The sequence below is a fragment of the Methylobacterium sp. FF17 genome (assembly GCF_025813715.1).
Lineage (GTDB): Bacteria > Pseudomonadota > Alphaproteobacteria > Rhizobiales > Beijerinckiaceae > Methylobacterium > Methylobacterium flocculans.
In genome coordinates, this window is sequence record NZ_CP107532.1 from 4,161,582 (window position 1) to 4,176,332 (window position 14,751).

Annotated in this window: 15 protein-coding genes; 12 read left to right on the forward strand and 3 right to left on the reverse strand. The window is 69.0% G+C overall.

Annotation, left to right across the window (positions count from 1 at the left end):
* The first annotated feature begins 6 nt into the window (after positions 1-6).
* The 12 genes from OF380_RS19795 (at position 7) to OF380_RS19850 (ending at position 11,292) form a co-directional block, all read left to right on the forward strand.
* On the forward strand, positions 7-753 hold the full coding sequence (locus tag OF380_RS19795; protein ID WP_264046962.1) for an ERF family protein: 747 nt from the start codon (positions 7-9) through the stop codon (positions 751-753).
* Positions 753-1,391: a lambda exonuclease family protein gene (locus tag OF380_RS19800; RefSeq protein WP_264046963.1), complete on the forward strand. Its 639-nt coding sequence runs from the start codon at positions 753-755 to the stop codon at positions 1,389-1,391. The genes OF380_RS19795 and OF380_RS19800 overlap by 1 nt, the downstream gene beginning before the upstream one ends.
* Positions 1,391-1,849: a hypothetical protein gene (locus OF380_RS19805; RefSeq protein ID WP_264046965.1), complete on the forward strand. Its 459-nt coding sequence runs from the start codon at positions 1,391-1,393 to the stop codon at positions 1,847-1,849. Before OF380_RS19800 ends, OF380_RS19805 begins: the two co-directional genes overlap by 1 nt.
* Complete coding sequence (locus tag OF380_RS19810; RefSeq protein ID WP_264046967.1) at positions 1,846-2,142, forward strand: hypothetical protein; 297 nt, start codon at positions 1,846-1,848, stop codon at positions 2,140-2,142. Before OF380_RS19805 ends, OF380_RS19810 begins: the two co-directional genes overlap by 4 nt.
* On the forward strand, positions 2,139-2,297 hold the full coding sequence (locus OF380_RS19815) for a hypothetical protein (RefSeq protein WP_264046969.1): 159 nt from the start codon (positions 2,139-2,141) through the stop codon (positions 2,295-2,297). Before OF380_RS19810 ends, OF380_RS19815 begins: the two co-directional genes overlap by 4 nt.
* Positions 2,294-2,776: a chalcone isomerase family protein gene (locus OF380_RS19820; protein WP_264046971.1), complete on the forward strand. Its 483-nt coding sequence runs from the start codon at positions 2,294-2,296 to the stop codon at positions 2,774-2,776. Before OF380_RS19815 ends, OF380_RS19820 begins: the two co-directional genes overlap by 4 nt.
* A gap of 147 nt (positions 2,777-2,923) precedes the next feature.
* Entirely contained in the window at positions 2,924-4,000 is a 1,077-nt protein-coding gene (locus tag OF380_RS19825) for a tyrosine-type recombinase/integrase (protein ID WP_264046972.1), read from the forward strand.
* Between the two features lie 45 nt (positions 4,001-4,045).
* Positions 4,046-5,251, forward strand: a complete 1,206-nt coding sequence (locus OF380_RS19830) for an IS701 family transposase (RefSeq protein ID WP_404810462.1) — start codon at positions 4,046-4,048, stop codon at positions 5,249-5,251.
* A gap of 11 nt (positions 5,252-5,262) precedes the next feature.
* Positions 5,263-5,478, forward strand: a complete 216-nt coding sequence (locus tag OF380_RS19835; RefSeq protein WP_264045155.1) for a hypothetical protein — start codon at positions 5,263-5,265, stop codon at positions 5,476-5,478.
* A gap of 630 nt (positions 5,479-6,108) precedes the next feature.
* Positions 6,109-7,608 (forward strand): ATPase domain-containing protein, encoded by a 1,500-nt coding sequence (locus OF380_RS19840; protein ID WP_264046974.1) that lies wholly within the window; start codon positions 6,109-6,111, stop codon positions 7,606-7,608.
* Complete coding sequence (locus OF380_RS19845; protein WP_264046976.1) at positions 7,608-8,693, forward strand: sensor histidine kinase; 1,086 nt, start codon at positions 7,608-7,610, stop codon at positions 8,691-8,693. Before OF380_RS19840 ends, OF380_RS19845 begins: the two co-directional genes overlap by 1 nt.
* Positions 8,694-8,877: 184 nt before the next feature.
* A complete protein-coding gene (locus OF380_RS19850) occupies positions 8,878-11,292 on the forward strand; it encodes a TonB-dependent receptor family protein (RefSeq protein WP_264046978.1) in 2,415 nt (804 codons plus the stop codon).
* A gap of 61 nt (positions 11,293-11,353) precedes the next feature.
* Here the strand turns inward: OF380_RS19850 and OF380_RS19855 are convergent, their stop codons facing one another.
* From OF380_RS19855 to OF380_RS19865, 3 genes are all read right to left on the reverse strand, one after another.
* Positions 11,354-12,244, reverse strand: coding sequence for an ABC transporter permease (locus OF380_RS19855; protein ID WP_264046980.1), 891 nt, complete (start codon positions 12,242-12,244; stop codon positions 11,354-11,356).
* 2 nt (positions 12,245-12,246) lie between these two features.
* Positions 12,247-13,191 (reverse strand): ABC transporter permease, encoded by a 945-nt coding sequence (locus OF380_RS19860; protein WP_264046981.1) that lies wholly within the window; start codon positions 13,189-13,191, stop codon positions 12,247-12,249.
* A 278-nt stretch (positions 13,192-13,469) separates the two neighbouring features.
* A complete protein-coding gene (locus OF380_RS19865) occupies positions 13,470-14,744 on the reverse strand; it encodes an ABC transporter substrate-binding protein (RefSeq protein ID WP_264046983.1) in 1,275 nt (424 codons plus the stop codon).
* Positions 14,745-14,751 lie beyond the last annotated feature (7 nt).

Below are 14,751 nucleotides of genomic sequence, written 5' to 3' on the forward strand. Positions count from 1 at the left end.
GCCGCCATGTCCCAACCCGCCCGCCAGGAAGTCATGACCATGGAGGAGGCGCCACCGCGCGCCGTCGCCATCACCGACACAGCCGCTATCGTCCAGATGATCGAGCGCGCCGCGTCGAACCCCGCCGTCGACATCGACAAGATGGAGCGCCTCCTCGAGATGCAGGAGCGCGTCTTCGCCAGGAACGCCAGGGGCGCCTTCGCCTCGGCTTTTGCCGCCATGCAGCAGGACCTCCCGACGATCCGGGAGCGCGGGCGAGGCGACAAGGGCATGAAGTACGCCCTGTGGGAGGACGTGAACGACGCCATCAAACCCGTGCTCGGTCAGCACGGCTTCGGGATCAGCTTCAAGATCGCCCGCATCAACGACCGGCTCGCCGTCACCGCGATCCTGAGCCACCGCGAGGGGCACAGCGAAGAGACCACGATCGAGCTTCCGCTCGACACGTCGGGCTCGAAGAACGCCGTCCAGGCCGTCGGCTCCTCGACGAGCTACGGCAAGCGCTATGCGGCGCAGGCCATCCTCAATCTGACCAGCCGCGATGGGGCGGAGAAGGACGACGACGGACGTGCCGGCGGCGGCGCCCCTCGGATCACCGACGAGCAGGCCATGGATCTGCGCGACCTCGCCACCAGCGTCGAGGCCGACCTGCCGCGCTTCCTGCGCTTCATGCAGGTCCAGTCCCTCGCCGATCTTCCAGCAACCAAGTTCGATGCGGCCGTGAAGGCCCTCGAAAGCAAGAGGGCACGCTGATGGCTGAGATGATCCAGGGCACCGCCGAGTGGTTCGCCGCCCGCCTCGGGAAGGTCACCGCCTCACGCATCGTGGACGTGACCGCGCGGACCAAAGCCGGCAAGCCGACTGCCGAGCGCGAGCGGTACATGGGACAGCTCATCGCCGAGCGTCTCACCGGCGCGCCGGCCCCGCGCTTCACCAGCGCCGAGATGCTGTGGGGCGTCGAGCAGGAGCCGGTCGCCCGTGCGGCCTACGAGTTCGAGCGCGACGTGACCGTGCATCAGGTCGGGTTCGTCCCGCACCCGCGCTACTCGCAGTCCGGCGCGAGCCCAGACGGCCTCGTGGGCGAGGACGGGTGCGTCGAGTTCAAGTGCCCGATGACGGCCACTCACGTTCGGACGATCCTCGCGCAGGACATGCCCGAGGAATACGGCCCCCAGGTGCAGTGGCAGATGGCCTGCACCGGCAGGACCTGGTGCGATTTCGGGTCCTACGACCCGCGCGTGCCGGACGAGATGAAGCTGTTCCTCGTCCGGATCGCCCGCGATGACGCTGCGATTGCCGTCATGGAGGAGCAGGTCGGCGAGTTCCTGGCCGAGCTCGACGAGCGCCTTATGCGTCTCGGCGCCCTGGTCGGCTTGGCGGAAGCCGCTTGATGACCGCGCCGGCCATCTACTGCTACTGCGCGGACTGCGGCACCGAGTGCGAGCGCACCACGGGCCGCGAGGCGGGCGCGCGAGACCCCGACGTGCTCGACGCTCAAGTCTGGGCCTGCCCGCTGTGCCTGGACGCCTGGGCACCATGCGCCCCCGACGACGCTGCGATCGGACTTCCGGCTGGCGCCGAGACCCGGAACGCCCGCGCTGCCACGCGCGAACGCCAGGTCGAGCGGCTCGTCGCCGAGGCTTTGCGGGCCAGCCCGAACGGCCGCGCGATCGCCGAGGACCGCGTCGCCTCGTTCCTCGCCCATGCCCTGCGCTTGCCTCCGGAGGAGGCCGTGCTCGACCGGCTCAACATCGAATGGTGCCGCGAGGCATGGCGAACGCTTAACAGCGTCTCCTATGCCGAGGTCCTGCGGCACGCCCAGACCTACCGTCCGAGGAAGGTCGCATGACCGCCCCATCCCTGCTCCACGCGGCGCGTAAGGCGCCCGACGCACGCGACCGTATTCTTCGGATGGCTCGCGTGATGCGCGACCTTGAGTACGCGCCCTGCACTGACGCGCACCTCCGCGCGGCCGGGTTCACCGACGCCGAGATCGAGGTCTACCAGCCCGACGCCGTCGGCGTGCTCAGCAGGCGACCCTCGCCGCTGCGCACCATCCCCACCGGCCGGATCGCCGCCAACACCATGGTGCGCAGAGCCCAGGGCATCCGCCAACGCATCAGTCAGGGAGCCGCCGCGTGAAGAAGCGCGAGCGTAACGCCCTGCAGACGCTTCGACGCATCCCGTCTCAGCTTCGTACCCGCGACCAGATCCGCAATCTGCTCAAGCTGGCGGCGAAGCAGCAGCGCGAGAACCGCACGAACGATCCCATCCGCCCGCAGGAGAAGCGCCCATGACCCGCCGCTTCGCCGCCGACACGTCGGTCCCGATGGACCGCAGCATCGGCGAGATCCGCACGACGGTCCGGCGCTACGGCGCCGCCGAGTTCACGCACATGGAGAGTGACACGCAGGCCGCAATCACCTTCACGATGCTGGGCCGGCGCGTGCTGTTCCGCCTCGCGATGCCGGACCCGAAGGCCGACGAGTTCACGCGGACCGAGACCGGCAAGCCCCGGTCGGCCAGCGTCGCTGAAACCGCATGGAAGCAGGCCTGCCGATCCCGCTGGCGCGCCCTCGCTCTGGTCATCAAGGCGAAGCTCGAGGCCGTCGAGATCGGCATCGTCGTCTTCGAGGACGAGTTCCTCGCCAACACGCTGCCCCCAGGCTCTAGCGTCACCTTCGGCGAGGCCGTGCGCGAGAACATGGCGCTTGCCCATGAGCGCCAATCGCTCGTCCCGCTACTGCCGCATATGCCAGGAGGACCCGATGCGTGAAACCATTCTCGTCCCGAGGCAGGTCGCCGAGCGATGGGGATGCTCGGAGCAACACGTCAGGAACATGGTCAACCGGGGCGACCTCGGGCACTTTCGCCTCGGCGGGAAGCTGCTCCGGATACCCCTGTCTGCCGTCGAGGAAGCAGAATGCGCGATCAAGACCAGCCCTACGACATCGGACGGCTCAAATCCGCCGGCTTCCCGGAAGGCGAGTGCGTCCTCACGTTCTGGAAAGACGGCAAGCGGCGGCGCTTCCGGCTCGGCACCAGTGACCCGGCTGAGGCTCGCCGCCGTGCGCCATCCGTCTACGCCGAGGCGCTGAGGCCGACCGGAACCACCGTGGCCGAACTCTGGGAGGCGTACCGGGTCGACAAGGCTGGGCGCCCCGTGGTCGAGATCATGCGTCACGAGTGGAAGGCGCTGAGCGCTCGGTTCAGCGAGATGGCCGGCGAGAGCATCACGATCGCGGATTGCCGGGCCTACATCGCCGAGCGGCGCGGCCTGCGCACCGCACGGCACCCGAACGGCATCAAGGACGGGACGATCGTCACCGAGCTCGGCCGCATCCGCATGGTCCTGAAATGGGCCGAGAAGCACAAGCTCATCGCCACGGCGCCGGCGATCGAGCGTCCAGCGCTTCCGAAGCGCAGCGCCGACAAGCATCTGACCGCGCATCAGGTGCGCCAGCTCGCGGAGGCCTGCAAGGCGCCGCATCTCGGGCTGTTCGTGCACGTGGCGTACGGCACCGCCGGTCGCGCCGCCGCGATCCTGGGGTTGACCTGGGACCGTGTGCATTTCGACCGGGGCAAGATCGACCTGGAGGATCCGGAGATCACGGTCGCGCACAAGGGGAGGGCGGTGGTCCCGCTGACCCGAACGCTTCGCCTCCGCCTCCTGGAGGCGCAGAGGGGCACCCGATCGGATTTCGTCATCGAGTGGAACGGGGAGCGCGTCGGATCGGTGAAGAAGGGGCTGGCAACGGCCGCGAAGAACGCAGGCCTCCCGCACGTTCACCCGCACATGCTGCGGCACTCGGCCGCCGTCCGCCAAGCCGAAGCTGGCGTCCCCATGGAGGAGATCGCCAGCTACCTTGGGCACTCGAACCCGAAGGTCACCCGGGACATCTATGCCCGCTTCTCGCCCGAGGCGCTGAGCAAGGGGGCGGCAGCGCTGGAGCTGGACGACGAGGAGCCCATCAGCCTCGTGCCGCGTCGGCGAGCTTAGCATTACAGTTGCGTTTTCGATGGGGTTCTGACTCTGTGCAGCACCATGACGCGCACATTATGGACGACCGGGACCTCTATCGAGGCGACGCTGGAGTTGTGGGCCTCGTCTCTGCGAGAGGTGAAGGGGCGCATGCGGCCCCTGTTCAGCCAGGAGCGGGTCGCCGCCTCGGCGGGAGCGTTCCTGGACGGACTGCTCGGCGCGGAGCGGCGTAAGACCGGTTGGATGCGGGCGGAAGCCGCGGGCGATCCTGGGCCTTGGCGTCAGCAGGCGCTGCTCGGTCGCGGACGCTGGGATGCCGACACCCTGCGCGACGTGGTGCGGGATTATGCCCTGGAGACGCTGGCCGACCCGGACGCGGTTCTGGTCCTCGACGAGACCGGCTTCCTCAAGCAGGGCAAGGCTTCGTGCGGGGTGCATCGCCAGTACACCGGCTCGGCCGGCAAGATCACGAACTGCCAGATCGGTGTGTTCGCAGCTTATGCCTCGCGGCACGGTCATGCCTTCATCGATCGGGCCTTGTACCTGCCCAAGACCTGGACCTCGGATCCGACCCGGCTGGCCGCCGCCCACGTGCCGGAGGGGACAAGCTTCGCGACCAAGCCGGGGCTGGCTCTGGCGATGATCGAGCGGGCGATAGCTGCGGGCGTGCCGTTCTCTTGGGTGGCGGCCGACACCGTCTACGGGGTCGGCGACATCGAGATGGCGCTACGCCGGGCGGGCAAGGGCTACGTGCTCGGGGTCAAGACCGATCACGCATTCAACTCCTGGGTCGGCAAGCCGGAGATCGCCGGCACTGCCGAGACGATCGCGAACGGCCTCGCTCCCTCGGCCTGGATGCGCCTGTCGGCGGGAGACGGAACGAAGGGCGCGCGGCTGTATGACTGGGCCTATTGTGAGTTGGCTGACCTCGATGGTGCCGACGACCAGACCGGCCTGTGGACGCGGGGGCTGCTGATCCGCCGCAGCCTGGCTGACGGCGAGCAAGCCTACTTCACGACCTGGTGCCTGGCCGGCACGCCGCTCGCGACCCTGGTGGCGGTCGAGGGACGGCGCTGGAGCATCGAGGACGCGTTCGAGACCGCCAAGACCGAACTCGGGCTCGCCCACAACGAGACCCGCTCCTGGCATGGATGGCATCGGCACGTCAGCCTGGTGATGCTGGCCTTCGCCCTGCTGGCGGTGATCCGCCATCACGCCAACGCGCCGCCCCCAAAAAGCCGAGCCCGGCCGAGACAGCGCGCCCCCTGATCCGCTGGTCGGTGCAGGAGATCCGCCGCATCGCCGTGCGGCTGGCGCAGCGGCGCATCCAGCCCGCTCACGTCATCGCATGGTCGCTCTGGCGACGGGCGCATCAGGCCGCGGCCCATCAAGCGCATCTGAAACGCCGTGCTGTAAACCAGAAGATGCGCCGACGACGCAAAGGCCGGCCGTCCACGCCGAACAAGGAACCCATTCGCAACAAAACGCAACTGTAATGTTAGGTAGTGCTCTCGGGTTCGCCGTGCCTGTTCCCCGTGAACAGTACCGGAACAATCCGGGATTTCACCGAGGGGGACGGGAGCGCGCCCTCAATGATTAGAGGCACTTGGGGCAGGGGAACAAACTTGACATGGTAGGGGTCACAGGTTCGATCCCTGTCGCGCCCACCATACACCTTCTTCGGAAGGGTATGGTTCACGAAAGGCGGCCTCAGGGCCGCCTTCGTCGTTTCAGGCCTTCGTTGAAGACGCGTGGTCGACGCCGCGCGCGCGGCGCAAGAGCGCTCGCAGGCAAATCATCGCGCAAATCATCGGGGCCGTTCGCGGCGACGTCGACCCGGATCAGGCCGCGCCGCCGAGGTTTCGCGCGGTCGTGCGTATAACAATTCCATGGTATTCCGCGTCCCGTGGCATCCACGGTTCTTGGCTCCCGTGAGGCTTCGCCATACAGGAGGAGGGGACCAGTGAGGGCAGCCATGTCCCGGCGACCGGCTTTACCGCATCGCGCGTTCGTCTCCCGCGCCCGAACCTCGCTCGGCCTCGGGCCCACCGGGAACGATACGGCAGGCGGGCCGCATCACCGCCGTCACCCGCGGACAGGCGGGGCGCGTCTCGAGATCAGCTGCCATGGCCAAGACTCCTGAATCCCGGTCGAAGGCGGCCCTCGGCGTCTACGGCCTCGATGAGATCCTCAGCGGCGGTTTTGCCCGCGACCGGCTCTACCTGCTGGAGGGGAGCCCCGGCACCGGCAAGACCACCATCGCGCTCAAATTCCTGCTGGAAGGCGCCCGCCTCGGGGAAAAGGGCCTCTACATCACGCTGTCGGAGACCGAGGAGGAGTTGCGCGACGGCGCCGCCTCGCACGGCTGGACACTCGACGAGCGGATCAAGGTGTTCGAGCTCGCCCCTCCGGAGAGCCTGCTCGACGTCGAGCACCAGCAGAGCCTCCTCTACTCCTCCGACCTCGAACTCGGGGAGAGCACCAAGGCGGTGTTCCAGGCGATCGAGACCGAGCGGCCGGCCCGCGTCGTCCTCGACAGCCTGTCGGAGATCCGGCTCCTGGCCGGCAGCTCCCTGCGCTACCGCCGGCAGATCCTGGCGCTCAAGCACTACTTCGCCCGCCAGGGTGCGACGGTGCTGATGCTCGACGACCTCACCGCCGACACCCTGGACAAGACCGTGCACAGCATCGCGCACGGCGTCATCCGCCTGGAGGAGCAGGCTCCGGAATACGGCGCCGAGCGGCGCCGGCTGCGCGTGGTGAAGTATCGCGGACAGGCGTTCCGCGGCGGCTACCACGACCTCTCGATCAAGCCCGGCGGCGTCACGGTCTATCCCCGGCTGGTCGCCCTGGAGCACAAGACCCACTTCGCCCGCACCGCGATGACGAGCGGCATCCCCGAGCTCGACGAGTTGGTCGGGGGCGGGATCGAGCAGGGCTCGAGCACGCTGATCCTGGGCCCGGCCGGCACGGGCAAGTCGCTCCTGGCGATCCAGTTCGCCCTGGCGGCGATTGCGCGGGGCGAGCGGGCCGCCCTGTTCGCGTTCGACGAGGAGATCGGCCTGCTGTTCGGGCGCATGCGCGCCATGGGCATCGACCTCGCCGCCCATCAGGAGGCGGGATCCCTGTTCATCGAGCAGGTCGATGCCGCCGAACTCTCGCCCGGCGAGTTCAGTCACCGGGTCCGGGCCTGCATCGACCAGCACGCCGTGAGGACCGTGGTGATCGACAGCCTCAACGGCTACCAGGCCGCGATGCCGGAGGAGAACGCCCTCATCCTGCACATTCACGAATTGCTGCAGTACCTGAACCGGCAGGGGGCCTCGACCTTCCTCACCGTGGCCCAGCATGGGCTCGTGGGCGACATGAAGTCGCCGGTGGACATCACCTACCTCGCCGACACCGTCGTCCTGCTCCGGTACTTCGAGGCCACGGGCCGCGTCCGGCGGGCGATCTCGGTGATCAAGAAGCGCACCGGCTACCACGAGGATACCATCCGCGAGTGCCGGATCACGGAGCGGGGCCTGCGCATCGGCCCCGTGCTGGAGAGCTTCCGGGGGGTGCTGCGCGGGGTCCCCACCCTCGTCGGCACCGAGCAGGATCCCTCGGGCATCGAGCGGGGCTGATGCCGAGAAGTACCGTCAGTTCCGAACGGGCGCTGATCCTGGCCCCCTTCGGGCGGGATGCGACCATCGCGGGCGCGCTCCTCACCGAGGCCGGGCTCACCTTCGCGATCTGCCGCGACCTCGGCGACCTGCTCGCCGGCATGGTGGCGGGCGCCGGCCTGGTTCTCCTGACCGAGGAAGCCGCCGGAATTGCGGACCTGGGCCCGGTCAATCGCTGGATCGCGGCGCAGCCTCCCTGGTCGGACCTGCCCTTCATCCTCCTCACCACGCGGGGCGGCGGACCGGAGCGCAACCCGAAGGCCAAGCACCTGTCGGAGACGCTCGGCAACGTCACCTTCCTGGAGCGCCCCTTCCATCCCACCACGCTCATCAGCCTGGTGCGCACGGCCCTGCGCGGACGCCGGCGCCAATACGAGGCCCGGGCCCGCCTCGTGGACCTCCACGCGGGCGAGCAGCGCCTGCGCGGGGCGCTCGCGGCGGAGAAGCGCAGCGCCGATCACCAGCGCCTGCTCATCGACGAGTTGAACCACCGGGTGAAGAACACGCTGGCGACCGTCCAGTCGATCGCGACGCAGACCCTGCGCAACGCGGCCACCACGGAGGACGCCCGGGATGCCCTCGAGACCCGGCTGCTCGCCCTCTCGCGGGCCCACGACGTGCTGACGCGCGAGAACTGGGAGGGCGCCGACCTCTCGGACATCATCGCGCAGGCGATCGCACCCTACGACCCGCAGGATGGCGGCCGCTTCCGGGTGGGGGGACCCGACGTCCGGCTGCTTCCCCGGACGGCCCTGGCCCTCGCGATGGCCCTGCAGGAACTGGCCACCAACGCGGTGAAGTACGGCGCCCTGTCGAGCCCGGCCGGGCATGTCGAGATCGCCTGGACGATGGGTGCGGACGATCCGAAGCCCCGGCTCAACCTGCGCTGGAGCGAGAAGGGCGGCCCGACGGTCGTGATGCCGAAGCGGCGCGGGTTCGGCTCGCGCCTCATCGAGCGCAACCTCGCCCGCGACCTCGACGGGAAGGTCGAGATCGCTTTCGTGCCCCAGGGCGTCACCTGCACGGTGAATGCTCCGCTGCGCTGAAGGCCGCCGTGAGAGCCGCGACGACATGTCGTCCCTGACCGGCGCAGGGCCGGGCGCGATTGTCTCCGGGTGTGATCGGCGCTCATCACCCGGATGGCGTAGGCTTCCGAGATCGACGCCTCCGGGCAGCCCCGCGGCCCGGAGCCTCGCGATCCATTCGAAGCCCCATCCTGGGACGTGTTCGATGAAACGCGGCGTGTTCCGCCGTCGGATAGGGCCGGGGAGCGGACTGGCGGTGGAGCGCTTCCCGATCACGTTGCGACGCGGCGCGGCCCCGAGCCTCCGGTCCGAGGGACTCACCCGCGTCCTCGCCGCCCTGCTCGTCGTCGGTCTCGGAGACACCGCCGTCCGGGCGCAGAATGCGGCCGGTCGCGTCGTGCTGGAGGAACTCTCCGTGACCGGGGAGGGCGGCGGAACGCCCGCCCGCACCGACGGAGGGGTGCCGTTCGGGGTCGCCGCGCCGCCCGGCTCGGCGCCGAGCGTCATCGAGAACCCCGTGGGCCAGGTGGTCGGCACGGTCGGACGCGCCGGCACCATCACCGACCGCCCGGCCACGAACATCGGCGCGGTCCTCCTCGACAGTCCCGGCGTCACCGTCCGGCCCGGGAGCGGCGGGCGCGACGTGGTCATCTCGATCCGGGGCAGCAATGCCCGCTCCACGGCGGTCATCCGCAACATGGTGGTGCTGGAGGACGGCTTCATCCTGACCCAGCCCGACGGCGCCTCGCGCTTCGACCTCGTGGATCCCCGCGCCTACAGCCGCATCGACGTGTTCCAGGGGCCGCAATCGGCCCTGTTCGGCAACTACGCCACCGGCGGCGCGCTCGCCTTCCGCACCCGCACCGGCCGCGAGATCGACGGCGTCGAGGTCGGCACCGACGCGGGCAGCTTCGGGTATCTCAGCAACTCTTTCACGGTCGGCGGCGCCAGCGGCCCGTTCGAGATCAGCCTGTTCGCCAGCGACGCCCGCGCGCGCGGCTACCAGGACCATGCCGCCTACGACACGCAGACGGTGAACCTGCTGGCGAGCTACACCCCGAGCCCGGACACCCGCCTGACCCTGAAGGTCATCAACAACGTGGTGCATGCGGACCTGCCCGCCCGCGCCTCGCTGAACCAGTACCGGATCAACCCCTACCAGCGCGGTTGCGCCCTGGCGGCGACGGCCGCGTCCGGCTGCACCCTGACGAACCTGCTCGTCAACGGCGCCTTCGGGGCCACCGTGCCGGTCACCGCCGCGCAGGGCGCCTTCGGGCGCGACGACCGCCGCACCATCGTGGCGGCGCGGCTCGAGCACGACATCGACGCGCAGACCACCTGGCGCGTGCAGCTCGGCTTCGACGAGCGCAACTTCGACCAGCCCTTCTACACGTCGGCCTTTCGCGGCTCGTACCCGTCCTGGAACCTCATCACCGACCTCACCCGGCGCCACGCGCTGTTCGGACTTCCCGCCACCGGCTACGTGGCGCTCGCCTACAACACCATCGACAACCACGTCACCACCTTCAACCGGGTGCTGGGCGACGGGCCGGCGCTCGGCGCTCAGATCGGCGATCAGCGGGGCGAGCAGTCCAACCTCGGCGGCCGGGCCCGCGAGGAGGTCGCGCTCTCGGAGACATGGACGGGGGTGCTCGGGATCAGCGCGACGCGGACCCTCATCACCGGCCGCAACCTTGCCTTCGCCACTTCCCCGGCGGGCCGGACCACGTCCGTGACCGACGCCCGGCGCGACATCCGCAACGTCGCGCCGGAGGCCGCCCTGGTCTACCGGCCGAGCGACGCATGGGCGTTCCGGGGGCGGGTGGCGACGGGCTACGCCACGCCGACGGGCAGCAACCTGTTCGTGACCCCCGCCGGCCTGCCGGGCAACAACACCGGGCTCCAGACCCAGGAGAACCTCGGTTTCGACCTTGGCTTCGACTGGACGCCGACCGAGACCTTGCGCTTCAGCGTCACCGGCTTCCAGGAGTTCTTCCGCAACGAACTCGTCTCGCAATCGCCCGGGGGCGGGCGCCTGAGCTACTTCGTCAATGCGCCGGCTTCCGAGCACCACGGCGTCGAGGTCGGGGCGGACTGGGCCTTCGCGCCGGGCTGGCGCGGGGTGCTCGCCTACACCTTCGACGCGCAGACCTATACCCGCTACATCGAGCAACTCAGCGCCGGGCCCTTCACCGTGCGCCTCGACAGGGCGGGCAAATCCCTACCCGGCGTGCCCGCCCACCAGCTCCTGGCCCGGATCGGCTACGATCAGGTCGGCGGCCCCCTCGATGGTCTCGGCGCCTTCGTGGAAGCGGTGGCCCAGGACGGTGTCTTCATCGACAACGGCAACCAACTGCGGGTGCCGGGCTACGCGATCCTCAACGCCAACCTGCACTACGCCACCGAACTGACCGGCGGCTACGCCCGGCGCCTCACCCTCTACGCGGAGGTGCGCAACCTCCTCGACACCACTTCCGTGGCCTCGGCCCAGACCCTCACCAGTTCCCTCAACCGCGCCACGGGCCTGCCGAACGGCGCCGGCCTCCTCGCCGCCACCACCGGCTCCATCCTGCCGGGGGCGCCGCGCAGCCTCATGACGGGCATGAAGCTCGCCTTCTGACGCCGCCCCTCGACCGCGCGGCGGCGCGGCCTCCGTCACCCCAAGGAACGGAAATGGCCGTTCAGCCGAGGCGGAGCCCGGCCCTGGCCCTGCGGCGCTGCAGGTAGAGGCTCGCCCCGAGGGCCGTGGCGATCACCGCCAGCGACATGCCCGTGGTGAGGGTGCCCAGCGCATAGATCTCCGGCGTCGTCACCGTCGTGGTCAGGCCCTGGAGTTCCAGCGGCAGGGTGTTGCGGCCGCCGATGGCCTGGCTGGTGCGGGCGAGCTCGTCGAAGGACAGGGTGAAGCCGAAAAGGGCGACGCCGACGAGGGAGGGCCCGAGGATCGGCACCACCACGTGGCGCAGGGTCTGGGGGCCGGTGGCGCCGAGGTCGCGGGCGGCCTCCTCGTAGGCGGGGTCGAACCGGTTGAAGACCGCGAACATGATGAGGAGGCCGAAGGGCAGCGTCCAGGTCAGGTGCGCGCCGAGCGCCGAGGTGTAGAGCCCCATCAGCGTGCCGTGCTCCTGCAGCCAGCCCCAGCCGGTGGTCTCGGCGGCCCACTTCACCGCCTCGTCGAGGAGGCGGAATTCGAGGCCGATGCCGAGGGAGACCACGATGGAGGGCACGATCAGGCTCGCCACCGCCACCGTGAACAGCGCGCCCTCGCCGCGGAAGCGCTTGCGGAAGGCGAGGCCCGCGAAGAACGCGATGACGACGGTGAGCCCCATCACCACGAGGCCGAGGCGCAGGGAGCGCCACAGGGCGCCCCAGATGTCGACGATGCCGAGCCCCGCCCAGAGCTTGCCGAACCAGTGTGTCGAGACCCCGTTCATCGGGAAGGTGAGCCCGCCCTGCGGGCCCTGGAAGCTCAGCACCAGGATGGTCAGGGTCGGCCCGTACAGGAAGGCCACGAAGAGGGCGAAGAACGCCGCGAGCGCGTAGAAGGCGGGGGAGCGGGGGCGGTCGCTCACGGTCAGAGTTCCTTGCGCAGGTCGATGAGCCGGGTCATGGCGACGATCATCAGCATCACGGCGCCGAGCAGCACCACCGCGTTGGCGGCCGCCGCCGGCAGCTGCAGGGCCGACATCTGCACCTGGATGACCTTGCCCACCGAGGCGATCTGCTGGCCGCCCATGACGCCCACGGTGACGAAGTCGCCCATCACCAGGGTGATCACGAAGATCGACCCGATGGCGATGCCGGGCTTGGCCAGCGGCACCACCACGTTCCACAGGGTCTGCCAGCCGCTGGCGCCGGCATCGTAGGCCGCCTCGATCAGCGAGCGGTCGATGCGCGCCATGCTGTTGAAGATCGGCACGATCATGAAGACCGTGTTGAGGTGCACGAAGGCGAGCACCACCGAGAAGTCGGAATAGAGCAGGCCCTCGATCGGCGCCTTGATGAGGCCCATCCCCATCAGCGTGTCGTTGACGAGCCCGTTGCGGCCGAGCAGCGGGATCCACGAAATCATCCGGATCACGTTCGAGGTCCAGAACGGGATCGTGCAGACGAGGAACAGCGCCATCTGCATCGTCTTGGAGCGCACGTGGAAGGCGACGAAGTACGCCACCGTGAACCCGATGAGCAGGGTGCAGACCCAGGTCAGGGCGCAGAACTTCAGGGTCGAGAGGTAGGTCCGCACGGTGGTGCAGGCCTCGGTCGTGTTGAGGCAGCCCTCGAACACGTCGCGGTAGTTCTGCAGCGTGAAGGCCGGGATGATCTCGTACTCGTTGTACTCCCAGACGCTGACCATCAGGGTCAGCGCCAGGGGCACCACGAAGAACACGAGGAACACCAGCGCCAGGGGCGCGGCCTGGAGATAGGCCAGGGCGCGGGTGCGCCGCATCCTGGCCGTGAGGCTGGCGGACGGAGCCTGGACGGGCGCCTCCGCGAGGGCGGGGAGGGCGATGTCGGTCATGCGGAGCCCCCCAATTCGATCCCGGCATCGCTGACCGGTACGGCAGCCGCCGCCCGGCTCCCGCTCGCGAACGGAGAGGGTCGGGGTGAGGTGTGGCCCATCTCCGAAGAGGTCACGCACCTCACCCTGTCCCTCTCCTGCCAGGAGAGGGGATCCGCGCTCGATGCGAACGACATCAGGATCATGACGGATGCCTCTCGTCGGTCAGAAGGCCAGGTGGCCGTCCGCGATGCGCCTGTCCGAGGGACACGCAGCGCGGAACGACGGAGCGTCTCCGCTCACGCGGCGATGAACTCGTTCCACTTGCGGACCATGTAGGTGTTCTCGTCCATCACGGCGTTCCAGCAGGCGACGGAGCCCATGCGGGTCTCGAAGGAGCCGCCGTCGCGGGTGGCGCCGGCCTTCTCGAGCACGCCGCCATCCGGACCCTTGATGTCCTTCTCGGCGGGCTTGCCCTCCATCCAGTAGGCCCACTCGTAGGGCTCCATGTGGGATTTGGCCGTCTCCAGCACCGCCGAGTAGTAGCCCTGGCGGTTGAGGTAGGCGCCGGCCCAGCCGGACAGGAACCAGTTGATGAAGTCGTAGGCCGCGTCGAGCTTGCGGCCCGTCAGGGTCTTGGGCAGGCCGAAGCCCGTAGCCCAGGCCCGGTAGCCCTCCTTGAGGGGCTGGTAGGTGCAGGCGACGCCCTGGGAGCGCACCTTGGTGACGGCGGGCGACCACATCGACTGGATCACGGTCTCGCCGGACGCCATCAGGTTCACGGATTCGTTGAAGTCCTGCCAGAAGGCGCGGAACTGGCCGGCGCGCTTGGCCTCGATCAGCAGCTTGATGGTGCGGTCGATCTCCGCCTTCGTCATGTTGCCCTTGTCGGGATAGGTGTAGTCGCCGGTCGCCTCGATCACCATGGCGGCATCCATGATGCCGATCGACGGGATGTTGAGGATCGAGGCCTTGCCCTTGAACTCGGGGTTCAGGAGTTCCTTCCAGCTCGAGATCGGGCGCTTGATCAGGTCGGGGCGGATGCCCAGCGTGTCGGCGTTGTAGGTGGTGGGGATCAGGGTGATCCACTCGGTGGCCGACCCGGCGAAGTTCTTCGAGTTCTGACCTTCGAGGTAGAACACCTTCTTCGGCGCCGTGCCCTGGTCGCCGATCTTCTTGCCGCCGACCTCGCCCTTGGTGAAGACCGGGGTGATGTTGTCGGCCTGCTTGATCCGGCGGGCATCCATGCCTTGGATGTTGCCCGAGGGGATCAGCTTCTTGAGGCTGAAGAACTCCGTGTCGAGGAGGTCGAACGAGTTCGGCTGCGTCACCACGCGCTTCGTCACCTCGTCGGTGACGACGGGGATGTACTCGATGGTGATGCCGAGATCCTCCTTCACCTTGCGGGCAATGTCGCCGGACTGGTTCACGGCGGTGCCGAGGTAGCGCAGGGTGACGGGCTCGGCGGCGATCACGTTGGGAAAGCCGGTGATCGGGCCGGCGCCCAACGCCAGTCCGGTGGCACCCGCGCCCTGGAGCAGGGTGCGGCGGCTCAGCTTGATCGTGGTCGTCATGCGGGTT